Annotated in this window: 22 protein-coding genes and 1 pseudogene; 7 read left to right on the top strand and 16 right to left on the bottom strand. The window is 62.9% G+C overall.

What is annotated here, in order from left to right; genetic code table 11:
• Positions 1–173: 173 nt before the first annotated feature.
• The 8 genes from BLR94_RS02490 to BLR94_RS02455 form a co-directional block, all read right to left on the bottom strand.
• Positions 174–1,154, bottom strand: a complete 981-nt coding sequence (locus tag BLR94_RS02490; protein WP_084303419.1) for an OmpA family protein — start codon at positions 1,152–1,154, stop codon at positions 174–176.
• A 105-nt stretch (positions 1,155–1,259) separates the two neighbouring features.
• Positions 1,260–1,850, bottom strand: coding sequence for an RNA polymerase sigma factor SigX (gene sigX / locus BLR94_RS02485; protein ID WP_084303420.1), 591 nt, complete (start codon positions 1,848–1,850; stop codon positions 1,260–1,262).
• Between the two features lie 89 nt (positions 1,851–1,939).
• Positions 1,940–2,764 (bottom strand): mechanosensitive ion channel family protein, encoded by an 825-nt coding sequence (locus BLR94_RS02480; RefSeq protein ID WP_084303421.1) that lies wholly within the window; start codon positions 2,762–2,764, stop codon positions 1,940–1,942.
• Position 2,765: 1 nt separating this feature from the next.
• On the bottom strand, positions 2,766–3,014 hold the full coding sequence (locus tag BLR94_RS02475) for a CrfX protein (RefSeq protein WP_084303422.1): 249 nt from the start codon (positions 3,012–3,014) through the stop codon (positions 2,766–2,768).
• 54 nt (positions 3,015–3,068) lie between these two features.
• Positions 3,069–4,064: a zinc transporter ZntB gene (locus tag BLR94_RS02470; protein ID WP_084303423.1), complete on the bottom strand. Its 996-nt coding sequence runs from the start codon at positions 4,062–4,064 to the stop codon at positions 3,069–3,071.
• A gap of 25 nt (positions 4,065–4,089) precedes the next feature.
• Complete coding sequence (gene rraA, locus BLR94_RS02465) at positions 4,090–4,575, bottom strand: ribonuclease E activity regulator RraA (protein ID WP_084303424.1); 486 nt, start codon at positions 4,573–4,575, stop codon at positions 4,090–4,092.
• A gap of 35 nt (positions 4,576–4,610) precedes the next feature.
• Positions 4,611–5,663 carry an alpha/beta fold hydrolase gene (locus BLR94_RS02460; RefSeq protein WP_084303425.1) on the bottom strand — a complete coding sequence of 351 codons (1,053 nt, stop codon included), beginning with the start codon at positions 5,661–5,663 and terminating at the stop codon, positions 4,611–4,613.
• A 171-nt stretch (positions 5,664–5,834) separates the two neighbouring features.
• On the bottom strand, positions 5,835–6,263 hold the full coding sequence (locus tag BLR94_RS02455) for a winged helix-turn-helix transcriptional regulator (RefSeq protein WP_244158054.1): 429 nt from the start codon (positions 6,261–6,263) through the stop codon (positions 5,835–5,837).
• A 78-nt stretch (positions 6,264–6,341) separates the two neighbouring features.
• On the opposite strand from BLR94_RS02455, the gene BLR94_RS02450 reads away from it, so the two are divergent.
• The 3 genes from BLR94_RS02450 to BLR94_RS02440 are packed head-to-tail and all read left to right on the top strand — an operon-like array spanning position 6,342 to position 9,114.
• Entirely contained in the window at positions 6,342–7,259 is a 918-nt protein-coding gene (locus BLR94_RS02450) for an NAD(P)H-binding protein (protein WP_084303426.1), read from the top strand.
• A gap of 23 nt (positions 7,260–7,282) precedes the next feature.
• Positions 7,283–8,383 (top strand): alkene reductase, encoded by a 1,101-nt coding sequence (locus BLR94_RS02445; protein ID WP_084303427.1) that lies wholly within the window; start codon positions 7,283–7,285, stop codon positions 8,381–8,383.
• 17 nt (positions 8,384–8,400) lie between these two features.
• The gene (locus tag BLR94_RS02440; RefSeq protein WP_084303428.1) at positions 8,401–9,114 is read left to right on the top strand and encodes a DsbA family oxidoreductase; all 714 of its coding nucleotides are present in this window, start codon (positions 8,401–8,403) and stop codon (positions 9,112–9,114) included.
• A gap of 58 nt (positions 9,115–9,172) precedes the next feature.
• Here BLR94_RS02440 and BLR94_RS27865 read toward each other — a convergent pair.
• A pseudogene (locus BLR94_RS27865) lies at positions 9,173–9,295 on the bottom strand (DUF736 family protein); the annotation flags it as partial.
• A gap of 200 nt (positions 9,296–9,495) precedes the next feature.
• Positions 9,496–11,868, bottom strand: a complete 2,373-nt coding sequence (gene ppsA, locus BLR94_RS02430; protein WP_084303430.1) for a phosphoenolpyruvate synthase — start codon at positions 11,866–11,868, stop codon at positions 9,496–9,498.
• A gap of 179 nt (positions 11,869–12,047) precedes the next feature.
• Between ppsA and ppsR the strand changes: the two genes are divergently transcribed.
• Positions 12,048–12,866, top strand: coding sequence for a posphoenolpyruvate synthetase regulatory kinase/phosphorylase PpsR (ppsR, locus tag BLR94_RS02425; protein WP_084303431.1), 819 nt, complete (start codon positions 12,048–12,050; stop codon positions 12,864–12,866).
• Positions 12,867–12,891: 25 nt separating this feature from the next.
• Positions 12,892–13,530: a LysE family translocator gene (locus tag BLR94_RS02420; RefSeq protein ID WP_084303432.1), complete on the top strand. Its 639-nt coding sequence runs from the start codon at positions 12,892–12,894 to the stop codon at positions 13,528–13,530.
• Between the two features lie 18 nt (positions 13,531–13,548).
• On the opposite strand, the gene prpD is transcribed toward BLR94_RS02420, so the two are convergent.
• The 6 genes from prpD to BLR94_RS02390 form a co-directional block, all read right to left on the bottom strand.
• Positions 13,549–15,033, bottom strand: a complete 1,485-nt coding sequence (prpD, locus tag BLR94_RS02415) for a 2-methylcitrate dehydratase (RefSeq protein WP_084303433.1) — start codon at positions 15,031–15,033, stop codon at positions 13,549–13,551.
• An 82-nt stretch (positions 15,034–15,115) separates the two neighbouring features.
• Entirely contained in the window at positions 15,116–16,306 is a 1,191-nt protein-coding gene (gene prpF, locus BLR94_RS02410; protein ID WP_084303434.1) for a 2-methylaconitate cis-trans isomerase PrpF, read from the bottom strand.
• A 32-nt stretch (positions 16,307–16,338) separates the two neighbouring features.
• The gene (gene acnD, locus BLR94_RS02405) at positions 16,339–18,948 is read right to left on the bottom strand and encodes a Fe/S-dependent 2-methylisocitrate dehydratase AcnD (RefSeq protein ID WP_084303435.1); all 2,610 of its coding nucleotides are present in this window, start codon (positions 18,946–18,948) and stop codon (positions 16,339–16,341) included.
• Positions 18,949–19,010: 62 nt separating this feature from the next.
• Entirely contained in the window at positions 19,011–20,138 is a 1,128-nt protein-coding gene (gene prpC, locus BLR94_RS02400) for a bifunctional 2-methylcitrate synthase/citrate synthase (protein WP_084303436.1), read from the bottom strand.
• A gap of 72 nt (positions 20,139–20,210) precedes the next feature.
• Positions 20,211–21,098, bottom strand: coding sequence for a methylisocitrate lyase (gene prpB / locus BLR94_RS02395; protein ID WP_084303437.1), 888 nt, complete (start codon positions 21,096–21,098; stop codon positions 20,211–20,213).
• Positions 21,095–21,817, bottom strand: coding sequence for a GntR family transcriptional regulator (locus tag BLR94_RS02390; RefSeq protein ID WP_084303438.1), 723 nt, complete (start codon positions 21,815–21,817; stop codon positions 21,095–21,097). Before BLR94_RS02390 ends, prpB begins: the two co-directional genes overlap by 4 nt.
• A gap of 295 nt (positions 21,818–22,112) precedes the next feature.
• On the opposite strand from BLR94_RS02390, the gene rloA reads away from it, so the two are divergent.
• Together rloA and rloB are read left to right on the top strand one after the other, a co-directional pair.
• Positions 22,113–22,643, top strand: coding sequence for a retropepsin-like aspartic peptidase RloA (rloA, locus tag BLR94_RS02385; protein ID WP_084303439.1), 531 nt, complete (start codon positions 22,113–22,115; stop codon positions 22,641–22,643).
• 4 nt (positions 22,644–22,647) lie between these two features.
• Positions 22,648–24,174, top strand: coding sequence for an osmotic stress tolerance membrane protein RloB (gene rloB / locus BLR94_RS02380; protein ID WP_084303440.1), 1,527 nt, complete (start codon positions 22,648–22,650; stop codon positions 24,172–24,174).
• Positions 24,175–24,176 lie beyond the last annotated feature (2 nt).

Genomic DNA, 24,176 nt, shown 5'->3' with positions numbered 1-24,176 from the left:
AATGGATCGGCACCCACTGATTGGGAAGCCGAGTAACGTATACGGCGTCTGCCAGGCCACCTTCCCCCATCGGGTGGCCTGGGAGATGCCGTTTTTATTTGCAGTGCCGTAGATTTTCTACGGGCAAAGAAAAACCCGGCCATAGCCGGGTTTTTCTCGACAGCCAGGGCTTATTACTGAGCCTGGGCTTCTACTTCAGCTTCTACACGACGGTTGATCGCGCGACCTTCTTCGGTAGCGTTGTCAGCAACCGGGCGGGACTCGCCGTAGCCAGCGGAGTTGACGCGGTTGGCGCCGACACCGTACTGGTTGACCAGTACGTCGCGAACGGCATTAGCACGACGCTCGGACAGCTTCTGGTTGTAAGCGTCAGTACCGACGGAGTCAGTGTGACCTTCAACGGTGGTGCTGGTCTGCGGGTACTGGTTCAGGAAGTCGGCCAGGTTCTTGATGTCACCGTAGCTTTCTTCTTTCACAGCAGCCTTGTCGAAGTCGAACTTGACGTCCAGTTCGACGCGAACGACTTGAGGTGCTTCTTCGACGACCGGAGCCGGCTCTGGGATCGGCTCTGGAGCCGGCTCAGTAACCTGGGCAACCTGACGGGTGCTGCCGCCGAAGTTCAGACCGACACCAACGCCGGCTTGCCATTCGGTATCACCTTTGTCGATGTTGTACAGCGCTTCAACGCCAGCACGCGCGTACAGAACCTCGGTGAAGTAGTACTTGGCACCAGCGCCAGCGATGGCCAGCGTGGAGGTATCACGACCGCCTTTGTTGGCGTCGCCGATGCTCTGATGGCCGAAACCACCCGAGACGTAAGGACGCAGGCCTGCGCCCGGCTGACCGAAGTGGTAGAGAGCTTTCAGATCAGTCAGGTTGCCCTTGATGTTCTTGCTGCCAGCAGCGCCTTCGCCACGCAGGTCGTGGTACTCGCCATAGGACAGCGCCAGCTCGACGTCGTCGGTCAGGTAGTAACCAACGCTTGCGCCGAACAGGTTGCCTTCGTCATGAGCGAAGTCACGCTGAACGTCGGTGAAGTAGCGATTGGCAAAGCCTTCCACCTCGACAGCGCCTTGGCCTTGAGCCAGCACGCCCATCGAGGTTGCGGCTACCAAGGAGCCAATGACAACGCCTAAGGTGTTTTTCAGTTTCATCCGTTAAATCCCCATCTATAGAGTGATTGATTCACATGCAGATAGACATGCAAGTCGACGGTAAGTTTACAAAACTCACCTATGCCAGTGAAAGTCCGCCCCGAACTAACTTTCGGTAATACCTGCAAACTTTTCCCGCAATCTGTCTAGCGCGCGCTTGTAGCGCATTTTGGTGGCGCTCAGCCCCATGTGCATAATGTCAGCGATTTCCTGAAATTCCAGTTCTGCGACGAAACGCAGCACCAAAATCTCTCGGTCGATCGGGTTCACATGCACGAGCCAGCGATCCAAACCACCTCGATCCTCTATCTTCGGCGCCTTTTCTTCGGACGCTTCTTCTAGGGGATCCAAACTGAGTGCCTCCATCAAACGACGTTTGCGACGCTCCTTGCGATACTGGGTGATGCACTCATTGTAGGTAATACTGTAGAGCCAGGTCTTAAATTTCGACTTACCTTCGAAATTCTTTAATCCATATAGCACCTTCAGCATCACTTCCTGACAGACATCGTCCGCGTCGCGATCGTTCCCTAAATATCGTGCACATACATTGAACAAAGTGCGCTGGTAGCGCCGCATCAGTTCCTCGTAGGCACGCGTGATGTGAAAAAGCTCATCATGGGCACGCGCCACCAACTCCTCGTCGGAGAGCTCGCGTGGGTCATAGCGCAGTGACGGTGATTGGGGTGCGTTCAAAACAGATCGGGCCAACGGTCAGGACGAATACAGCGAGCGCCTTTACAAATGGACGCTGACTGGGCGCACAGGGTAGCAGAAATGCCACCTCAGCGACTGCTCACACGTTGCTCGAGCAACACGCGATTGGAGAGCGAAACGAGCTCGCCAGAGTGTGTCGATAACGTGGTTTTCACCGTGCCGATTTCTTCGATCAGTCCTTCGATCCCCTCTACTTCGATCTCCTGCCCCACATGATACAGCTCACGTACGTAAATACCGGCGAGAATCTGGCTGGCCAACGTTCTGCTGCCCAGGCCGAGCGCCAACGCAACCGCCAGGCCCGCGGAAATCAACACGATGGCGATGACGTTGTTGAGCAGGTCGGTCTTCACCTCCAGCTGGCCAATGGCCACGGAGATACTGATGATAATTACCAGCCCCTGGGCGAGGCGGGCCAGGCCGTGGGCATAATCAAGCCCGACGCCCTCCGCCGCACCGCGGACCAGGCCGCTTAGCAAATGCGCCAACACTACACCGGCCAGCAGTATCAGCGCGGCCCCGAATACCTTCGGCAGATACAGGGCAAGTACGTCCAGCGTCGCCGAAACCCGTTCCAGGCCCAGCGACTCGGCAGCGGACACCAGGAATATCAGCAGCACGAACCAGTAGACGATCTTGCCAATAAGCGTCGACACCGGAACCTGGAAGCCAGCCCGCCCCAATATCTTGGTCAGGCCGGTACCGGCCATCAGGCGGTCGAGGCCGAGTTTGCCGAGCAGCTTGGACAGTAGCGTATCGAGCAGTTTGGCGACCACAAAACCCAGTAGCACCAGCACCAGTGCCACAAACAGATTGGGGATGAAGCTGGCGACTTTCGTCCACAAGGCGGTCATCGCAGCGACCAGGCTATGGGTCCAGGGGTCGAGTTCCATTTCAATCGGCCTTATCAGAAGAGCGAACAGAAGCACGCCGACGCGATACCGGCGCTACATGAGGGGAGCCATTGCCGAGAGCGATCATAAGGGCGCCGGCCCAGTGCCCCATCAAGCCGAACAGGTCGCCCACGCCGACCTGGCGATTGGCGGTTTTCAGCACGCGATTCAGGCAGGCATCGTCATCGCGCGACGGCGAGGACGAGGCTTTCAGCAGATCACGCAGGGATTCTTCGAATGGATCGTGCATGACAGACCTCATAGAACGTCTCTCCTAGACGCAGCCCCTGCGACGCAAGTCACATCACAGCCAACGCAAGCGTCGGAACAGCAACCACTGCCCTACACCGATCAGCAACATCAACAGGCAGGCGATGAGGAAACCATAGGGGTTCTCGGCCCCGGGAATGCCACCGACGTTGATGCCCAACAGCCCGGTGACGAAGCTCATTGGCAGAAAGACGCAGGTGATGATGCCGAAACGGAACATGATGTGGTTCATGCGCAGGTCCAGCCGCCGGTTTTCCGTTTCCAGCAGCAGGCCGATCCGCTCGCGGGTCAATTCCAGCTCCTCCAGGTAACGCAGCAAGCGGTTGTTCAGCTCGTTCCAGTAGATGCCGTCCTCATGGGCCAGCCAGGGCAGTTGGCTGCGCGTGAGCTGGGCATAGATGTCGCGCTGCGGCGAAAGAAAGCGCCGCAGGCCGGCCGCCCGTCGGCGAATCTGCAGCAGCAGGCCGTGGTCGGGCAGCGCCCGCTCGTCTGCATCGACCCGCTCCTCCTGCTGATCGACCTGCTCGGAAAGTTCGGTGACCAGGTCCTCGACCTTGTCGGTAAGATAGTCGGCCAGTTGCAGGATCAGCTCGGAGGCTGTCTTCGGCCCCTTGCCCGTCTGCAATAGCTCGACCAGTTCGTCGGTCGCCCGCAATGGCCGCATGCGCAGGGAGATGACCCGGCGCGACTCGGCGAAGATCCGTCCCGAGACCATGTCCTCCGGCTCGGCGCCGGGGTTCAGGTTGACCCCGCGCAGGAACAGCAGGAGTTCGTCGTTCGCCAGCGGCAGCGCGCGCGGACGGGTGTTTTCCTCCAGCAGCAGATCGCAGGCGAACTCGCTCAGGCCGCTGTCGCGACGCAACCAGCTCTGGGTCTGCGGGTGGCTGCGATCCCAGTGCAGCCACAGGCTCTGCCCCTCGCGCAACTGCAGGTCATCCAGTTGGCCGCGCGCGACGGCCTGGGCACCTCCCTTGCCGTCCAGCACGAAGCCGTGCACCAGGCCCCACTGGGCGTTGTCTTCCTCGTCCATCCCTTCCCCTATGACCGGTTTCTCGCTATTCGACCTGCAGTGCCCGCGGCGACACGATAATGCCATTGTTGTCGGCGTACACATACTCGCCCGGGCGGAAGCAGACGCCGGCGAAGGTGACCACCACGTTGAGATCGCCCAGGCCGCGTTTCTCGGTTTTCAGCGGATGGCTGGCCAGTGCCTGCACGCCGAGGTGGGTCTGCGCCAGCACGTCGACGTCGCGCACGCAGCCGTAGATCACCATGCCTTCCCAGCCGTTGCTGGCCGCTTTGGCAGCGATCATGTCGCCGAGCAGGGCGCAGCGCAACGAGCCACCACCGTCGACCACCAGCACCTTGCCCTCTCCTGGCTCCTCGGCCTGGGCCTTGACCAGCGAGTTGTCCTCGAAACACTTGACCGTGACGATCTGGCCGGCGAAGGAGTCGCGCCCGCCGAAATTGCTGAACATCGGTTCGAGCACCGAGACCAGCTCCGGGTTGGCGTCACACAGGTCGGGGGTGATGTAGTGCATGGCGAAACTCCTCGTGAAAGGGCTGCAAGCGATGATCAGGACACCGGCAATGGAGGCGGCGCCAAATCGGGATTGTCGCGAGTCAGCTTAGCCCCATCGAGCGGATCCACCCATTCGACCAAGGCATCGTCGGCCGCGCTCGTGCAGCCGTGTCTCAGCCAGCGCAGCAGCAGCGGCCATACCTCGGTCTGTGCGGCCTTGCTGACCAGCATCTCGACGTGCCCATAGTCCTCGGTGAAACCCTGCTCGCGCCCGAGCACGACGAACTCGCCACGGGCTGATGCGAACTGCCGGTACAGCGCCCGGCAGGCCCAGGCCGGGTCCTGGCGGTCACCGGCGCCCGCCACGCCGAGCACGGGCACCGTCACCTCACGCAGGCCGGCCCACCAGTCCCGCTCGCCGTCGGCGAACCGTCCGAACAGGCGCCCCCAACGCAAGAAATCCCGGGCGATGCCAACCGGCTCGTCTTCGGGACCACGGCCGAGACGCGTGCCGGACAACGCGGGAAAACGTCGTAGCAGCAGGCGCAGCCCCCATTCCACGGGCGGCACCTTCAATGGCCAGCGCACCCGGCTCACCTGCGCGCCGCACAATGCCACACCCGCCAACGGCGCTGACGTCAGGTATCCGCCCGCCAAGGCCGCAGCCAGGGTAATGCCACCCAGGGAGTGGCCTAGCCAATGGGCAGGACGTGGATTCTGCTCGTGGACGAAGGCAGCGATCGCCGGCAGGTCATGGGCGGCGTAGTCGGCCACGCTGTTTTGCGCATAGCGCAGGTTGCGCGCGGAGAGCCCGTGGCCACGCATTTCCGGGATCCATACGTCGAAACCGGCCCGCGCCAGATAGGGCCCCATGCCAATGCACTTGGGCGAGTACCAGAAGCGTCGATTGGAGAAACTGCCATGTACCAGGATGACCGGCGCGCCACGCGGCCCCTTGTCGGCCCAGACGCCAAGACGGGTCAGGGCCAGTTCGACGCTGGGGTCGGGACTGTTGCCCGGCTTGAGCCGGTAGACATCCTCACTCAGGTCGCCCCGCAGCTCAGCGCTGATCAGCGCAACCGGAAACAACTCGCTACTGCTTTGCATCGTTCTCGCTCAGGTACGACAAAGGATTCGGCAACGGCTGAAGAACCGTGAATAACGTCGGATGCGACGGCCGCCGGGGATGGCGGGCCACAAAAAAACCACTTTTATTGCAAAGCCATCCGATCACTCCAGTTGAGCCGAGGATCTTGCGGAATGGATCCAATGCACCTGCTACTGATGGGCCGCGGCTGCGTCAAAGCGCTGGCGCGCCTCCTCGATGCTCTCGTGGTGTTCATCGGCCCAAGTGATCAGCACACCCAGCGGCCCGAGTAGCGACGTGCCCAGCGGTGCCAGCCGGTATTCGACGCTGGGCGGCTTGGTGGGAAACACCTGGCGCAGGAGCAGGCCGTCGCGCTCGAGCTCGCGCAGCGTCTGCGTCAGCATGCGCTTGGAAATGTCAGGGATCGCCCGCTGCAGCGCACTGAACCGCCTCGGGCCTCCCGCCAGGGCGGCCACCAGCAGCGTGCTCCATTTGTCGCCAATGCGGTCCAGCACGTCACGCACTGGACATTCCAAGGGATGGTCGCCCAAGGCCTCCAGCGCCTGAAACGTCTCGGTGAGTTTGGGAGATGGTGACCTGCGAGTTACCTGGGCACTCAAAACTGCCTCCTTCTCGGAAATTTTATTGGTAACTAATATAGACCATGATTCTTTTGCATACCATATGAAGGAGGCGCAATGCCCAATCCACCACCATCCAGATTGTTTGTCACCGGCGCCAGCGGCCAGCTTGGCCGCCGTGTCGTCGAACATCTGCTCGATAGCGGTGCCACCGGCATCGTGGCAGGCAGCCGCACCCCGGATGCGCTGGCCGGCCTGACCACGCGCGGCGTGGAACTACGCCGGGCCGACTTCGACGATTGCGCTTCGCTCGACAGCGCCTTCGCCGGGATCGACCACCTGTTGATCATCTCCGTGCTCGACACCCCCGACGATCCGCCGCGCCGCCTGCGCCGGCACCTGGCTGCGGTGGCGGCAGCCGCGAAGGCCGGGGTGAAGCACATCACCTATACCTCGATGCAGGCCCCCGGGCCGGACTCGCCGATCCCGTTTGCACCGGACCACCGCTGCACCGAGGAAGCCATCGAGGCGACCGGCATCGCCCATACCATCCTGCGCCCGAACTGGTACACCGACATCGCCTTCTTCTGGCTGCCGCCAGTGCTGGCGTCGAGGCAATGGTTCAGCGCGGCGGAGGACGGACGCGTGGCCTACCTCTGGCGCGACGACCTGGCGCGCGCCGCGGCAGCCTCACTGCTGGCGGGCGGCGCCCACAGCCGCACGCTGGACATTTCCGGGCCCGAAGCCCTCAGCCCGCAGGAGATCATCGCCACCGTCAACGAGGTGTTCGGGACGTCGGCGCAGGTCGTGCCCGTCAGCGACGCACAACGGGCCACCGGGCTGCGCGCCGCCGGGCTGCCCGAGGCGCAGGTCGCGATCTTCGGCGCTTTCGACGTCAATACCCGCCTGGGCCGCGTCGATACCGTCAACGGCGAATTCAAGCGCCTGACCGGCCGCAAACCGCGCAGCCTGCGCGAGTTCCTGCTCGAACACCGTGACGCGCTGCTGGCCGCCAGCAAGCCCGGCGCCGCCTGATTCATTCCTCAAGGAGCCTTTTCATGTCGCACACCGTTCCCGCCACCCTGTTGTCCGCATACCAGTTCGGCGACCTCACCCTGAAAAACCACCTGGTCATGGCGCCGATGACGCGCAGCCGTGCGCTGGTCGAAGGCAACGTGCCCAATCCGCTGGCAGCCACCTACTATGCCCAGCGCGCCACCGCTGGGCTGATCATCTCCGAAGCCACCCAGGTCAGCCCGCAGGGCGTGGGCTATATCCGCACACCGGGCATCCATTCGCCCGAGCAGGTCGAAGGCTGGCGCAAGGTCACCGACGCGGTGCATGCGGCATCTGGCCTGATCTTCGCCCAGCTCTGGCACGTCGGCCGCGTCTCGCACGCGGATTTCCATGGCGGCGAACCGCCGGTCGCGCCGTCGGCCATCGCTGCCGAGGGCGAAGTGTTCACCTGGAACGGCAAGGTGCCGCTGGACACGCCGCGCGCGCTGGAGACCGTGGAGATTCCCGGCATCGTCGAGGATTTCCGCAAGGCGGCGGCCAATGCCAAGGCCGCGGGCTTCGATGGCGTGGAAATCCACGGTGCCAGCGGCTATTTGCTCGACCAGTTCCTGCAGGACAACGCCAACCAGCGCAGCGACCGCTACGGCGGCAGCCTGGAGAACCGCGCACGCTTCGCGCTGGAGGTCACGGCCGCTGCCATCGAGGTCTTCGGCGCCAAGCGCGTGGGCTACAAGGTCACGCCCAACCTGCCGCTGCATTCGATGGCCGACGGCAACAAGCTGGCCACCTTCACCTATCTGGCCCAGGAACTGGACAAACTCGGCATCGGCTACCTGCACGTCGGCGAAGCCATTGCAGGCCCGATGGCGGTGCCCGAAGGCGTCGAGCGCATCACCCCGCACCTGCGCAAAGCGTTCAAGGGCGCGCTGATCGTCAATGGCGGCTATGACGCCAAGTCCGGCGAGCAGGCCCTGGTCGAAGATCGGGCCGATCTGGTGTGCTACGGCGTGCCGTTCCTGACCAGCCCGGACCTGCCGGAGCGTTTCCGCCGCGGCGTTGCCCCCAACTCGCCCGATTTCGCCAGCTTTTACGGCACCCCGAACGGGGATGCGTTGGGCTATACCGACTATCCGACCCTGTGACGCGAGGAGCAACCGCCATGACCGAGAACGTCGCCAGCGACGGCAAACTGCTGATCGAGGCTTGGTCCGATGTCGTGTGCCCCTGGTGCTGGATCGGCTGGACTCGGCTGAACAAGGCGCTGGACGCATTCGGCCACACCGGCCAGATCACCGTCGTCCCCCGCGCCTACCGACTGATGCCCGGCATGCGGCCCACGCCCATCGCCGAGATCATTGCCGCCAAGACGCGCCTGCCGGTGAGCGAGGTGCCCGCGATGTTGCATCAGGTCGAGACCGTGGCCGCAACGGAAGGCCTGGCATACGATCTCGCCGGCACACTCGCCGGCGACACGATCGACGCCCATAGACTGATCCAGTTCGCGCAGGAACAGGGCCGGGGCCATGCGCTGCTGGAGCGCTTGTATCGGGCCTACCTCAGTGAGCATACATCGGTGTTCGATCACGACAGCCTGCTATCGATCGCCGTCGATGCCGGGCTGGAGCGGGAGGAAGCAAGAAAGGTCCTTGGGAGCGACGCCGTTATGGCCAGGGTGGAGGAAGACCAACTCGCCCTGCAGGCACTGGGCGGCAGCGGCGTGCCGTTCTTCCGCATCGGCGGTCGCTACCTGATCTCGGGCGCGCAGCCGCAGGAAGTCTTTGCGAAGGCCCTGCAGCAGGCATGGGATGAGCGGCCGGTGGTCGTCGTGCAAGGTGCCGTCTGCGGCCCGGATGGCTGTGCGCTGCCTTCGTAGAGAACTGCGATGAACGCGCTCCGCCGCAATGGGTGGGGCGCGCTACGGCGATCACGCCCGGCTTGCTACACAAGATCAGGTCGTGCGTGCCGTCCTCGCCTTCGATGAGGCTGGCATGGATGGTCGCAGGGAACGAAGGATCGTCAAAGCTCACGGACAAGCAATCCCGCCCGGCGGCGCTACACCGCGAGCGCGCAGGCACGGATCTGGAAGCCGGGCCGAAGGAGTCAGGGGGCAGCGAGGCGGTCAGGATCGATAATACGGAGCGGCCACATCTGGCCCTGAAACACAAAACGCCCGATGCGGTGCATCGAGCGTTTTTGGTACCGCAAATCTAGCTGAGACGGTGTAAACCTATTTCAGGACTAGACACTGCCGCCGTCAGCCCGGCTGGTTTTCCGCAAGGAAGAACCAGGTTTCCAGCACCGAGTCCGGGTTCAGGGAAACGCTTTCGATACCCTGTTCCATCAGCCACTTGGCCAGATCCGGATGGTCGGACGGCCCCTGGCCGCAGATACCAATGTACTTGCCCGCCTTGTTACAGGCGGCAATGGCATTGGCCAGCAGCTTCTTGACCGCCGGATTACGCTCGTCGAACAAGTGGGCGACGATACCGGAGTCGCGATCCAGGCCCAGGGTCAGTTGAGTCAGGTCGTTGGAGCCGATGGAGAAGCCGTCGAAATACTCGAGGAACTCCTCGGCCAGAATGGCGTTGGACGGCAGCTCGCACATCATGATGACCTTCAGACCATCCTGCCCGCGCACCAGGCCATTCTCGGCCAGCAGATCGACCACCTGCTTGGCCTCGCCCAGGGTACGCACGAACGGCACCATGATCTCGACGTTGCTCAGGCCCATCTCGTTACGGACTTTCTTCAACGCCCGGCATTCCAGTTCGAAACAGTCACGGAACGACTCGCTGATGTAACGCGACGCACCACGGAAGCCGAGCATGGGGTTTTCTTCTTCCGGCTCGTACAGTTTGCCGCCGATCAGGTTGGCGTATTCGTTGGACTTGAAATCAGACAGCCGCACGATGACTTTCTTCGGCCAGAACGCCGCGGCCAGGGTACTGATGCCTTCGACCAGTTTCTCGACGTAGAAGGTTACCGGGTCGTCGTAACCGGCGATGCGCTTCTCGACGCTTTCGCTGATTTCCGGCGGCAGGCCGTCCACATTCAGCAATGCCTTGGGGTGCACGCCGATCATGCGGTTGATGATGAACTCCAGGCGCGCCAGGCCGATACCGGCATTGGGCAACTGGGCGAAATCGAACGCGCGATCCGGGTTGCCGACGTTCATCATGATCTTGAAGGGCAGGTCGGGCATGGCATCGACGGAGTTGGTGCGGATGTCGAAACCCAGCTCGCCCTCGAAGATGAAACCGGTATCGCCCTCGGCGCAGGAAACGGTCACGCCCTGGCCGTCACGCAGCACGTGGGTGGCGTTGCCGCAACCAACCACCGCAGGAATGCCCAGTTCGCGGGCGATGATCGCCGCGTGGCAGGTACGCCCGCCACGGTTGGTGACGATGGCGCTGGCGCGCTTCATTACCGGCTCCCAATCCGGGTCGGTCATGTCGGAGACCAACACGTCGCCAGGCTGAACCTTGTCCATTTCCGACACATCGTTGATGACCCGCACCTTGCCGGCACCGATCTTCTGGCCGATGGCGCGTCCTTCCACCAGCACGGTGCCGGTCTCCTTGAGCAGGTAGCGCTCCATCACCGTGACGTTGGCGCGGCTCTTCACGGTCTCGGGGCGGGCCTGGACGATGTACAGCTTGCCATCGTCACCGTCCTTGGCCCACTCGATATCCATCGGGCGGCCGTAGTGCTTCTCGATGATCACCGCCTGCTTGGCCAGCTCGGTGACCTCGGCATCGCTGAGGCAGAAGCGCGCGCGTTCGGCGCGCTCGACGTCGACGACCTTGACCGACTTGCCGGCTTTGGCCTCGTCGCCGTAGACCATCTTGATTGCTTTACTGCCCAGGTTGCGGCGCAGAATCGCCGGGCGGCCCGCGTCGAGGGTGTGCTTGTGCACGTAGAACTCGTCAGGGTTGACCGCGCCCTGTACCACGGTTTCACCCAGGCCGTAGGCGCCAGTGATGAACACTACGTCGCGAAAGCCCGACTCGGTGTCGAGGGTGAACATCACTCCGGCGGTACCGGTTTCCGAACGCACCATGCGCTGCACGCCGGCAGACAGGGCCACCAGCTTGTGGTCGAAGCCCTGGTGTACGCGGTAGGCGATTGCCCGATCGTTGAACAGCGAGGCGAACACTTCCTTGGCCGCGCGAATGACGTTTTCCACGCCGCGGATATTCAGGAAGGTTTCCTGCTGGCCGGCAAAGGATGCATCGGGCAGGTCCTCGGCGGTCGCCGAGGAGCGCACGGCAACCGCCATGTTGTCGTTGCCGCCCGCCATGGCGGCGAAGGCGGTACGGATCTGCTCGTTCAATTCTGCGGGGAATTCGGCTTCCATGACCCACTGGCGGATCTGCGCACCGGTCTTGGCCAGGGCATTGACGTCATCGACATCCAGGGCATCGAGGGCTTCATGGATCTGCGCATTGAGCCCACTCTGCTCGAGGAAGTCTCGGTAGGCCTGGGCGGTCGTGGCGAAACCACCGGGAACCGAAACGCCGGCACCGGCCAGGTTGCTGATCATCTCGCCGAGGGAGGCGTTCTTGCCCCCTACGTGCTCGACGTCGTGATTGCCGAGCTTATCGAGGGAAACTACGTACTCTGCCAAGGTGATCTCTCCACTTCAGTGTTGGAAAAGCTCATGGGGCTGGAAACGTCACCGGCTGACGCCGTCTGGACAATGGCCTGGCCCTGGAAAATAAGTAACAATGCTAAACCCATCAGGGCCGGCAAAAAACCGACCTATCATAGCCAAGATTCGTTCCCAGCCTATAGGCCATTTTCGCAATGAAACGAACCGCGTATTTCATCTCGGACGGCACGGGCATCACCGCGGAGGCCTTGGGCCAGAGCCTGTTGGCCCAGTTCGAGACCATCGGTTTCACCAAGCTCACGCGGCCCTACGTCGACAGCGTGGAAAAAGCGCGTGCGATGGTACAACAAATCAACAACGCCTCCGACAGGGACGGTGCCACCCCGATCATCTTCGCCACCATCGTCAATCAGCAGATCCACGACATCCTGGCCGAGTCCCGCGGCTTCATGATCGATATCTTCTCGACCTTCCTGTCGCCCCTGGAGCAGGAACTGAATTCGCACTCTTCCTACTCGGTGGGCAAGTCGCACTCGATCGTCCACAACGCCAACTACATGGAACGGATCGAGGCGGTCAACTTCGCCCTCGACAACGATGACGGCGCACGCACGCATTATTATGACAAGGCGGATCTGATTCTGGTCGGCGTATCACGCTGCGGAAAGACCCCGACCTGCCTGTACATGGCCATGCAGTATGGCATCCGTGCCGCCAATTACCCGCTCACTGAGGATGACATGGAGCGCCTGCAACTGCCGGCTTCGCTGAAAAAGTACCGCGACAAGCTGTTTGGCCTGACCATCGATGCGGATCGCCTGGCTGCCATCCGTAACGAACGCAAGCCCAACAGCCGCTACTCCAGCTATGCCCAGTGCGAGTTCGAGGTGCGTGAGGTGGAGAGCCTGTTCCGTCGCGAATCGATCAATTTCATCGATTCCACTCACTTCTCGGTGGAAGAAATATCCGCCAAGATCCTGGTGGAAAAAGGCGTCGAACGACGCTTCAAATAACCTGCACCCATTGTGGACATGCACCATGACCCTGCTCGATGCCGTGCTCTTCGCCCCGGTCGCCATGCTGATCGCCCTGACGCCAGGGCCGAACAATTTCTGCGCGATGAACAACGGCATTCGCCATGGCATTGGCGCGGCCGTGCTGGCCACCACAGGCCGTGCGCTGGCCTTCACCATCTTCCTGAGCATTTCCGCGATCGGCCTGGGGGCCATGCTGCTGGCGTCGGAAACGGCGTTCACGGCGATCAAATGGGTGGGCGCGCTGTACCTGCTCTATCTGGGCATCAGCGCCTGGCGCAGCCGGGAATTCAGCGGCCTGGAGCTGGACGGCGCAGTGCCTGCCGTACAGCCGCAGCGGCGGATAGGCCGCTTGATGCTGCAGGAGTTTCTGATCGGTATCAGCAACCCCAAGGCGATCCTGCTGTTCGCTGCGGTATTTCCACAGTTCATCAAGCCGGGCCAGCCTGCCACCGAGCAGTTCGTCTACCTCGGCGCTACCTACCTGCTGGCCGAATATGCGGCCTCGCTGGTCTATGCCCTGTTCGGCCGCCAAATCCGTCGTTTCATCCGCACCAGCCGCGGCGCACAGCGCCTGAACCGCACCACCGGCGCCTTTTTCATGGGCGCCGGCGGCTTGCTGCTGGGAGCCTCTCAACACTGATCCGTTGCGGTGCCTGCATCAGAGCACGAACAGATCCATGAAGCGATGCACCGCGGTTTCCTCCAGCGCCCGAGCGTCCTTGTACAGCGCGACGATGCGGGCACTGCGCGAAACGGTGAAGCGCGTGGCCAGGTTGGCCTCGAACTTCTCTTCCAGCAACGGAATGCCTTCGGCGCGGCGCCGGCGATGCCCGAGCGGATACTCGACCTCGACTTTCTCGGTCGATGAGCCATCATTGAAGAACACCTGAATGGCGTTGGCGATGGAGCGCTTGTCGGCCTCCAGGTACTCGCGGGAATAACGGGGTTCCTCGACCACCTCCATCTTCTCGCGCAGGCGGTCGATCTGCGGGTGAGCAGCATGGAAGCCATCCTCGTAATGCTCGGCGACCAGGCCGCCGCTCAGCAGCGGCACGGCGATCATGTATTGCAGGCAGTGGTCACGATCCGCCGCATTGGCCATGGGCCCGGACTTGGAGATGATGCGGATAGCCGACTCGTGGGTGGTGATTTCGATGCGCGCGATTTCATCCAGGCGCTCGCGAACCTGCGGATGCAGGATCACCGCGGCTTCCACCGCCGTCTGTGCGTGGAACTCGGCCGGGAAGCTGATCTTGAACAGTACGTTTTCCATCACGTAGCTGCCGAAGCCCTGGGGAAAGCTGAAAGCACGCGTGCCCTCGGGCTTGCTCGCCAGATCCTTGTTGGTATGGCTGAAGGCAACATCGTAGAAGCCCCACTGCGGCGCCGTCAGCGCACCGGGAATACCCATCTCGTCACGCAGGGCGATATCGGCCAGACGCACCGCCCGGCTGGTGGCATCCCCCGCTGCCCAGGACTTGCGCGAGCCGGCATTCGGCGCGTGGCGGTAGGTGCGCAGTGCCTGGCCATCGACGAAGGCGTGGGAAAGCGCAGACAGCAACTGCGCGCGACTGGCGCCCATGAGCTTGGCGCAGACCGCCGTGGAAGCCACCTTGACCAGAATCACATGGTCGAGCCCCACACGGTTGAAGGCGTTTTCCAGGGCGAACACGCCCTGGATTTCGTGGGCCATGATCATCGCCTCGAGCACCTCGCGCATCAACAGCGGCGCGTCGCCACGGGCAACCCGCCGTTGCGACAGGTGATCGGCCACGGCCAGAATACCGCCCAGATTGTCCGAGGGATGGCCCCATTCGGCGGCCAGCCAGCAGTCGTTGTAATCCAGCCAGCGGATGATGCAGCCGATGTCCCAGGCAGCCTTGACCGGATCGAGCCGATAGCTGGTGCCCGGCACCCGCGCACCATGGGGCACCAGAGTGCCTTCGACGATCGGCCCCAGGTGCTTGGTACATTCGGGGAAGCGCAGCGACAGCAGGCCGCAGCCCAGGGTGTCCATCAGGCAGTGGCGCGCCGTATCCAGCGCTTCGCGGGATTCGACCCGGTAGGTCAATACATAGTCGGCGACCTGCTGCAGCACGCTGTCGTAGTCTGGGCGCTGATTACGCTCGGTATTGCTACTCATGAAATCGTTCCTTTTGGATTGACGTTTCCAGGCAAACCGGTGATGCGCCCACTCTCCAATGGCAGGGGCGTCATTGTCGACATCAGAAGGAATCGGCGGGCACTCGCACCCAACCTTCCATCAGCACTCGTGCGCTGCGACTCATGACCGCCTTGGTCACCCGCCACCGTTCGCCGTCATGGCTGGCTTCGGCGCCGACGCGCAGGGTGCCGGACGGATGACCGAAACGCACGGCGCGGCGATCGCCGCCACCCGCCGCCAGGCTGACCAGGGTGCCGGGGATCGCCGCAGCGGTGCCGATGGCCACCGCTGCGGTGCCCATCATGGCGTGGTGCAGCTTGCCCATGGACAGCGCGCGTACCAATAGGTCGATATCCGCCACCTCGACCGCCTTGCCACTGGAGGATCGATAAGCCTTCGGCGGCGCGACGAAGGCTACCTTGGGCGTGTGCTGGCGGCTCCGCGCCTCGTCGAGCGTCTTGATCAGCCCCATGCGCAATGCGCCATGGGCGCGGATCGCTTCGAAGCGCGCCAGGGCCTCGGGATCACCGTTGACCGCGTCCTGCAGCTCGGTGCCGCTGTAGCCCAGGTCCTCGGCGCGGATGAAGACAGTGGCGATGCCCGCATTGATCAGCGTTGCCTTGAAGGTGCCGACACCGGGAACTACCAGCTCATCGAGCAGGTTGCCGGTGGGGAACATGGCGCCGCCCTCACCTTCATCCGCATCGGCCGGATCGAGAAACTCCAGCTGCACCTCGGCGGCAGGAAAGGTCACGCCATCGAGCTGGAAATCACCGCTTTCCTGCACCGCACCGGCGCTGATCGGTACATGGGCGACGATGCTTCTGCCGATATTGGCCTGCCAGATGCGTACCGTGCAGATGCCGTCCCGAGGGATGCGCGCGGCATCGATCAGCCCGGACTGGATGGCGAAGGAACCCACGGCAGCCGACAGGTTGCCGCAGTTGCCGCTCCAGTCGACGAAGGCCTTGTCGACGGATACCTGGCCGAACAGGTAATCGACGTCATGACCGGGTCGACTGCTACGCGAGAGGATTACCGTCTTGCTGGTGCTCGACGTGGCGCCCCCCATGCCGTCGATCTGCTTGCCATAGGGGTCGGGGCTGCCGATTACCCGCAGCAGCAATGCATCGCGGGCCGCACCGGGCAGCCGGCAGCGCTCCGGTAGATCGTCGAGACGGAAGAACACGCCCTTGCTGGTGCCACCGCGCAGGTAGGTGGCAGGGATCTTGATCTGTGGTGCATAGGCCATCGTTGAATACCTGATCGTTAAACGAAAACGGCTTAACCAGCCACCTTTTGCGCCACCTCAGCCCCCGCCTCCAGAAAATCCTGGGCGAAGCGCTGCAACACGCCCCCGGCCTCGTAGATCGACACTTCCTCGGCGGTATCCAGGCGACAGGTCATGGGGATCTCGAGGGTTTCCCCGCCATGCCGCCGGATGACCAGGGTCAGATCGGTGCGCGGCGTGCGGGCGCCGACCACATCGAACGTCTCGCTGCCATCGATGCCCAGGGTCAGGCGCGTGGTGCCTGGCTTGAACTCGAGTGGCAGCACCCCCATGCCGATCAGGTTGGTACGGTGAATGCGCTCGAAGCCCTCGGCGGCGATGGCTTCCACCCCGGCCAGGCGCACCCCCTTTGCCGCCCAGTCGCGGGACGAGCCCTGGCCATAGTCCGCGCCGGCAACGATGATCAGCGGCTGCTTGCGCAGCATGTAGGCTTCGATGCCCTCCCACATCCGCACCACCCGCCCTTCGGGTTCCAGGCGGGTCAGCGAGCCCTTCTTCACCCGGCCATCGACCACGGCCATTTCATTGACCAACTGCGGATTGGCGAACGTGGCGCGCTGGGCGGTCAGGTGATCGCCGCGATGGGTAGCGTAGGAATTGAAGTCCTCCTCCGGCAACCCCATTTTCGTCAGGTATTCGCCCGCAGCACTGTCGGCGAGGATGGCGTTTGACGGCGACAGGTGATCGGTGGTGATGTTGTCCGGCAACACCGCCAGCGGGCGCATGCCCTTGAGTGTGCGCTCACCGGCCAGGGCGCCCTCCCAGTAAGGAGGACGGCGAATGTAGGTGCTCATCGGCCGCCAGTCGTACAGCGGTCTGATGCGTTCGCCGTTATCCGCTTGCACGGCGAACATCGGAATGTAGACCTTGTGGAATTGCTCGGGCTTGACGCTGGACGCCACCACCGCGTCGATGTCTTCATCCGCCGGCCAGATGTCCTCGAGGCGGATTTCTCGCCCGTCGACCACGCCCAGCACATCCTTTTCGATATCGAAGCGGATGGTGCCGGCGATGGCATAAGCGATCACCAGTGGTGGCGAAGCCAGGAACGCCTGCTTGGCATAGGGGTGAATGCGTCCATCGAAATTGCGGTTACCCGACAGCACGGCGATGGTGTAGAGGTCGCGCTCGATGATTTCCTGCTGGATCGCCGGATCCAGCGCGCCGCTCATGCCGTTGCAGGTGGTGCAGGCGAACGCGACGATGCCGAAGCCGAGCTTTTCCAGTTCGGGCAGCAGGCCAGCAGCCTCGAGGTACAGCTGCACCGCCCGCGAACCCGGTGCCAGGGACGACTTGACCCAGGGTTTGCGCAGCAACCCCAGTGCATTGGCTTTTTTTGCCAGCAGCCCGGCCGCGATCACGTTGCGCGGGTTGCTGGTGTTGGTGCAACTGGTGATGGCGGCGATGATCACCGCGCCATCGGGCATCTGACCTGGCACCTCCTCCCAGGCCCCGGCGATGCCGCGCTCGACCAGCGCGGAAGTCGGCAGGCGCTTGTGCGGGTTGGAAGGGCCGGCCATGTTGCGCACCACACTCGACAGATCGAAGCTCAGCAGCCGCTCGTACTCGGCGCTGGCCAGGTCGTCCGCCCACAAGCCGGTGGCCTTGGCGTAGGTTTCTACCAGGCGAACCTGCTCATCCTCACGACCGGTCAGCCTGAGGTAGTCGATGGTTTGCTGGTCGATGGCGAACATCGCCGCCGTGGCGCCAAACTCCGGGGTCATGTTGGAGATAGTCGCGCGGTCGCCCAGGGTCAGCGCCGCCGCTCCTTCGCCGAAGAACTCCAGATAGGCGCCGACCACCCTGGCCTGGCGCAGGTATTCGGTGAGCGCCAGCACCACATCGGTGGCGGTGATGCCCGGCTGCGGCCGGCCGCTCAGCTCGACGCCGATGATACCCGGCAGGCGCATCCACGAGGCACGCCCAAGCATCACGCTCTCCGCCTCCAGGCCGCCGACACCGATGGCGATCACTCCCAGCGCATCCACATGCGGCGTGTGGCTGTCGGTGCCGACGCAGGTGTCGGGAAATGCCACGCCCTCCTGCACCTGCACCACCGGGGACATCTTCTCCAGGTTGATCTGGTGCATGATGCCGTTGCCCGGCGGGATCACGTCGACGTTCTTGAAGGCCTTCCTGGTCCACTCGATGAAGTGAAAGCGATCCTCGTTGCGGCGATCCTCGATGGCGCGGTTCTTGGCGAAGGCATCCGGGTCGAAACCGCCGCACTCCACGGCCAGGGAATGGTCGACGATCAACTGGGTCGGCACCACCGGGTTGACCTGGGCGGGATCGCCGCCCTTGTCGGCGATGGCGTCGCGCAGGCCGGCGAGGTCGACCAGCGCGGTCTGGCCGAGGATGTCGTGACACACCACGCGAGCCGGAAACCAGGGGAAATCCAGGTCGCGGCGACGCTCGATCAGTTGCGTCAGCGCCGCGGTCAGCATGGCCGGATCACAGCGGCGCACCAGGTTTTCCGCCAGCACCCGTGAAGTGTACGGCAGCCTGGCGTAGGCGCCGGGCTGGATGGCATCGACCACGGCACGGGTATCGAAGAACTGCAGCGAGGTGCCTGGTAGCGGCTTGCGGTTGGCGCTGTTCATGTCAGGGACTCGGTCACGGTAGAAAGTTGGCGGGCCATCGGCTCGGCCCGCGCTTTATGGGTTCAACGCTGCTGCACGGGCACGAAGGCCCGTTGCTCGACGCCGGTGTACTCGGCGCTGGGGCGAATGATGCGGTTGTTGGCGCGTTGCTCGAACACGTGCGCTGCCCAGCCGGCAACCCGCGAGCAGACGAAAATCGGTGTGAACAGCGCGGTCGGAATGGCCATGAAGTGATACGCCGAGGCATGGTAAAAGTCCGCGTTGGGAAACAGCTTCTTCTGCTCCCACATGACCCGGTCGATGGCCTCGGAAACGGGGAACAGCACCTTGTCGCCCACTTCATCGGCGAGTTTCCTGCTCCAGCCCTTGATCACCTCGTTGCGCGGGTCGGACTCCTTGTAGATGGCGTGGCCGAAGCCCATGATCTTGTCCTTGCGCTCGAGCATCGCCAGGGTGCCGGCGGTGGCCTCTTCAGCCGAGGCGAAGCGCTCGATCATCGCCATCGCCGCTTCGTTGGCGCCGCCATGCAGCGGCCCACGCAGGGAGCCGATGGCCGCGGTGACGCAGGAGAAGATGTCGCTGAGCGTCGAAGCGCAGACCCGCGCAGTGAACGTCGAGGCATTGAATTCATGCTCGGCGTACAGAATCAGCGATACGTTCATCACCTTGACGTGCAGCTCGCTGGGCTTCTTGCCATGCAGCAGCTCCAGGAAATGGCCGCCCAGGGTCGGCTCGCTGCTGGTGCAGTCGATACGCTGGCCCTGATGACTGAAGCGATACCAGTACGTCATGATTGCCGGGAAGGCACCTAACAGCCGATCGGCCTTGTCGCGCTGCTGCTCGAAACGGGTCTCGGGCTCCAGGTTACCCAGCACCGAGGCACCGGTGCGCATCACATCCATGGGGTGGGCATCCCGGGGGATGCGCTCCAGCACGTCCTTGAGCACTGTGGGCAGATCACGCAGGCCGTGCAGTTTCTTCAGGTACCCCTCCAGTTGCGCCTGGTTGGGCAACTCGCCATACAGCAGCAGGTAGGCGACCTCCTCGAAGATCGCCCCCGCCGCCAGCTCGCGCACATCGTAACCCCGGTAGGTCAGCCCGGCACCGCTCTTGCCCACGGTGCACAGTTCGGTCTGCCCGGCCACCTGACCACGCAGGCCAGCACCACTCAACACTTTTGCCTCGGCCATTGCTCGCTCCCGTTTTCTTGAAATTGTCGGATCTGCAATTCGCTACCGCGCCGCCTCATCGACGGCACGGGTTCAGCTCTTCTTCTGTGCAAACAGCGCATCGAGCCGCTGCTCGAAAGCGTGATAGTCGATGCGTTCGTAAAGCTCCATGCGGGTCTGCATGCTGTCGACCACGTTCTTTTGCGTACCGTCGCGGCGAATCGCCGTGTAGACGTTTTCCGCTGCCTTGTTCATGGCGCGGAATGCCGACAGTGGATAGAGCACCAGGCCTACATCCACGGCGGCCAGCTCCTCGGTGGTGAACAGCGGCGTGGCGCCGAACTCGGTGATGTTGGCGAGAATCGGCGCCCGCACCCGGGATGCAAAGGTCTTGTACATCTGCAGCTCGGTGATGGCTTCCGGGAAGACCATGTCGGCACCGGCCTCGACACAGGCCGCGGCACGATCCAGGGCGGCGTCCAGGCCCTCGACGGCCAGCGCGTCGGTGCGCGCCATGATCACGAAACTGTCGTCGGTGCGTGCGTCCACCGCGGCCTTGATGCGATCGACCATCTCCTGCAGGGAGACGATCTCCTTGTTCGGTCGATGACCGCAGCGCTTGGCGCCGACCTGGTCTTCGATATGAATGGCGGCGGCCCCGAACTTGATCATCGAGCGGACGGTGCGCGCCACGTTGAACGCCGAACTGCCGAAACCGGTGTCCACATCCACCAGCAGCGGCAGATCGCAGACATCGGTGATGCGCCGCACATCGGTGAGCACGTCATCCAGCCCACTGATACCCAGATCCGGAAGCCCCAGGGAACCGGCTGCAACGCCACCGCCCGAAAGGTAGATGGCCTTGAACCCTGCGCGCTTGGCCAACAGCGCATGGTTGGCATTGATGGCGCCGACGACTTGCAACGGCTGCTCGTTGGCGACCGCATCGCGAAAACGCTGGCCTGGCGTGCTCTGACTCATGACGTGCCTCGTGACTTGACGGTGGTGGAATGGGCACCCTGGTAATGGCGCGAGATATTGCGCTTGGAAGCAGCGATGTGCCGGCGCATCAGCAACTCCGCCAACTCGCCGTCACGTTCGGCGATGGCGTCGAGGATGCGGTGATGTTCGGCGAACGCCTGGGGCGGACGGTTGGGCGTGACGGAGAACTGGATGCGGTACATCCGCACCAGTTGGTAGAGCTCGCCACAGAGCATCTTGACCAGGGTGCGATTGCCGCTGCCGTGGATGATCCGGTAGTGGAAATCGAAATCCCCTTCCTGCTGGTAATACCCCACGCCGGCCTGGAAGGCTTCATCGCGCTCGTGGGTATCCAGCACCCGACGCAGGTCGTCGATCTCGGCGTCGCTCATGCGCTCGGCGGCCAGGCGGCAGGCCATCCCTTCGAGGGATTCGCGTATCTCGTATAGCTCGATCAGTTCCTCACGATCGAGCGATACCACCCGTGCCCCGACATGCGGAACCCTTACCAGCAGGCGTTGCCCCTCCAGACGATGGATCGCCTCACGCAGCGGGCCACGGCTGATGCCGTAGGTACGTGCCAGCTCGGGCTCGGAGATTTTGCTGCCTGGGGCGATCTCGCCTTTCACGATTGCGGCCTGGATACGGCGAAACACCTGCTCGGAGCGGGTTTCCATATCCTGATCGACTGTCAGGGCGAGCACACTGGACTTTGGCATATTGTCGACACATGACGAGAATCAGAAAGATAAAAATAGGCAAAAACCGCAAACCACACAAATTATAAATGACATTGTCGACAATACTCATTGCTTTGCCCAGTCGATGCCGAGCCCGGCACACAGACATACAAAGGCCCATAACCGTCTGTCACCTCGGAAAAACCCCATGGTAGAATGCGCGCCATTCGATACTTGGGAGGGGCGTCCAAGGGTGCCTGCTAGACTCCACGCCAGCGAATGCGGCTGCGGCCCGAGATTCGCTCTACCGATCGCGACTCACCCCACAGGATTTATGAGACTCAAGCCCTTCCCCCTGCTCTTCTGCCTATCGCTTCTACCTGGCATCGCCGTTGCGGCCGACAAGACCGTCTATGGCCTGAACGAATACGTCAGCCTCGACCTCGACGTGGAGGTCGCCGCCAAGCTCGATACCGGTGCCCAGACCGCCTCGCTGAGTGCCCGTGATATCGAACGCTTCAAGCGTGACGGCGAGCGCTGGGTTCGCTTCTACCTGGCCATCGACGATGCCCATGCGCACCCGATCGAGCGCCCATTGGCGCGTATCAGCAAGATCAAGCGGCGTGCCGGCGATGTCGACTCCGATGACGAGAAGACCTATACCGCACGCCCGGTCGTCGAGCTGGATGTCTGCATGGGCGGCGTCAGGCGCCAGATCGAAGTGAACCTTACCGATCGCAGCGCCTTCCAATACCCGCTTCTGATCGGCTCCGATGCGCTCAAGCGCTTCGATGCGCTGGTCGACCCGAGTTTGAAATACGCAGCAGGGAAACCTGCCTGTACCACCGCAAAATCCGGCGAGTAATCCCATGCGCTCTCTCACCCTGCACCTGAAAGTCCTCATCACCATCCTGGTGAGCCTGGGGATCGCGATTACGGCCTATCAGATATTCGTGCTTGGCATTCCGGTCAGCAGCGACGAGACCGATGACCTGTGGAACATCGACACCCGCGTCGAATTCCAGGCCAATGGTCGCGACCCGATCAAGCTGCAGATGTTCGTGCCGCCGCTTAATCAGGATTATGTCAGCCTCAACGAGAGCTTCATTTCCAACAACTATGGCGTGAGCGTCAACCGTGCCGACAGCAACCGCAAGGTGACCTGGTCAGCGCGCCGCGTCAGCGGCAAGCAGACGCTCTATTACCGCTTGGTGCTGACCAAGCGCTACAGCGGCGAACAGGCCAAGGCCAAGGGCCCGATATTCCGCGACAGCCTGCCCGTGGAAGGTCCGGAAAAGATCGCCGCAGAAGCCCTGCTGGCGCCGATTCGCCAGCACTCGGCGGACGTCGAGACCTTCATCAGCGAGACCATCAAGCGCGTCAACAATAGCAATGACGACAACGCCAAGTTGCTGCTCGGTGGCGATGCCTCGACGACCAAGAAGGCCGAGGCCATCGAACTGCTGCTGTCCATCGCCCACGTGCCGATGGAGCGTGTACACACCATTCGCCTGGCCGCCGATATCCAGCAGAGCCCGGAACTGTGGCTGCGCAGCTTCAACGGCGACCGCTGGCTGTACTTCAATCCGGAAACCGGCGAGCAAGGCCTGCCGAGCGATCGCCTGGTCTGGTGGACCGGCGACGAGCCGCTGGTGACCCTCGACGGTGGTCGCCAGGCCACCACCACCTTCACCCTCAACAATAGCGAGATGAACGCCATTCGCCTCGCTCAGCTGACCGACGAAAACACCGACGCCGACTTCCTGGAGTACTCGCTGTACGGCCTGCCCCTGCAGACCCAGCAGACCTTCATGATCATGGTGATGATCCCCATCGGCGTGCTGGTCATCCTGATCCTGCGCAACCTAGGCGGCCTGCAGACCCTGGGTACCTTCACCCCGGTGCTGATTGCCCTGGCCTTCCGCGAGACGCAGCTGGGCTTCGGTATCTTCCTGTTCACGGTGATCACCGCACTCGGCCTGTCGCTGCGCTCCTACCTGGAGCACCTGAAACTGCAGATGCTGCCACGCCTGTCGGTGGTACTGACCTTCGTGGTGGTGCTGATCGCCACCATCAGCCTGTTCAGCCACAAGCTGGGCCTGGAGCGCGGGCTGTCCGTGGCACTGTTCCCGATGGTGATCCTGACCATGACCATCGAGCGCCTGTCGATCACCTGGGAAGAACGCGGCGCTGGCCATGCCTTCAAGGTCGCCATCGGCACCCTGTTCGCCGCCACTGTCGCGCACCTGCTGATGAGCGTGCCGGAGCTGGTCTACTTCGTCTTCACCTTCCCGGCGATCCTGCTGATCCTGGTGGGCTTCATGCTGGCGATGGGTCGCTACCGCGGCTACCGCCTGACCGAACTGTTCCGCTTCAAAGCCTTCCTGAAGGATTGAGC

The sequence above is a fragment of the Phytopseudomonas flavescens genome (assembly GCF_900100535.1).
GTDB classification, from domain to species: domain Bacteria; phylum Pseudomonadota; class Gammaproteobacteria; order Pseudomonadales; family Pseudomonadaceae; genus Aquipseudomonas; species Aquipseudomonas flavescens.
The sequence above is the reverse complement of the archived record's forward strand: the minus strand, read 5'-3'. Positions and strand labels throughout refer to the sequence as shown.

Coding starts and splice junctions, on each gene's coding strand:
- BLR94_RS02490 (WP_084303419.1), bottom strand. CDS start 1,154: ATGAAACTGAAAAACACCTTAGGCGTTGTCATTGGCTCCTTGGTAGCC.
- BLR94_RS02480 (WP_084303421.1), bottom strand. CDS start 2,764: ATGGAACTCGACCCCTGGACCCATAGCCTGGTCGCTGCGATGACCGCC.
- BLR94_RS02475 (WP_084303422.1), bottom strand. CDS start 3,014: ATGCACGATCCATTCGAAGAATCCCTGCGTGATCTGCTGAAAGCCTCG.
- BLR94_RS02470 (WP_084303423.1), bottom strand. CDS start 4,064: ATGGACGAGGAAGACAACGCCCAGTGGGGCCTGGTGCACGGCTTCGTG.
- rraA (WP_084303424.1), bottom strand. CDS start 4,575: ATGCACTACATCACCCCCGACCTGTGTGACGCCAACCCGGAGCTGGTC.
- BLR94_RS02460 (WP_084303425.1), bottom strand. CDS start 5,663: ATGCAAAGCAGTAGCGAGTTGTTTCCGGTTGCGCTGATCAGCGCTGAG.
- BLR94_RS02450 (WP_084303426.1), top strand. CDS start 6,342: ATGCCCAATCCACCACCATCCAGATTGTTTGTCACCGGCGCCAGCGGC.
- BLR94_RS02445 (WP_084303427.1), top strand. CDS start 7,283: ATGTCGCACACCGTTCCCGCCACCCTGTTGTCCGCATACCAGTTCGGC.
- BLR94_RS02440 (WP_084303428.1), top strand. CDS start 8,401: ATGACCGAGAACGTCGCCAGCGACGGCAAACTGCTGATCGAGGCTTGG.
- ppsR (WP_084303431.1), top strand. CDS start 12,048: ATGAAACGAACCGCGTATTTCATCTCGGACGGCACGGGCATCACCGCG.
- BLR94_RS02420 (WP_084303432.1), top strand. CDS start 12,892: ATGACCCTGCTCGATGCCGTGCTCTTCGCCCCGGTCGCCATGCTGATC.
- prpD (WP_084303433.1), bottom strand. CDS start 15,033: ATGAGTAGCAATACCGAGCGTAATCAGCGCCCAGACTACGACAGCGTG.
- prpF (WP_084303434.1), bottom strand. CDS start 16,306: ATGGCCTATGCACCACAGATCAAGATCCCTGCCACCTACCTGCGCGGT.
- acnD (WP_084303435.1), bottom strand. CDS start 18,948: ATGAACAGCGCCAACCGCAAGCCGCTACCAGGCACCTCGCTGCAGTTC.
- prpC (WP_084303436.1), bottom strand. CDS start 20,138: ATGGCCGAGGCAAAAGTGTTGAGTGGTGCTGGCCTGCGTGGTCAGGTG.
- prpB (WP_084303437.1), bottom strand. CDS start 21,098: ATGAGTCAGAGCACGCCAGGCCAGCGTTTTCGCGATGCGGTCGCCAAC.
- BLR94_RS02390 (WP_084303438.1), bottom strand. CDS start 21,817: ATGCCAAAGTCCAGTGTGCTCGCCCTGACAGTCGATCAGGATATGGAA.
- rloA (WP_084303439.1), top strand. CDS start 22,113: ATGAGACTCAAGCCCTTCCCCCTGCTCTTCTGCCTATCGCTTCTACCT.
- rloB (WP_084303440.1), top strand. CDS start 22,648: ATGCGCTCTCTCACCCTGCACCTGAAAGTCCTCATCACCATCCTGGTG.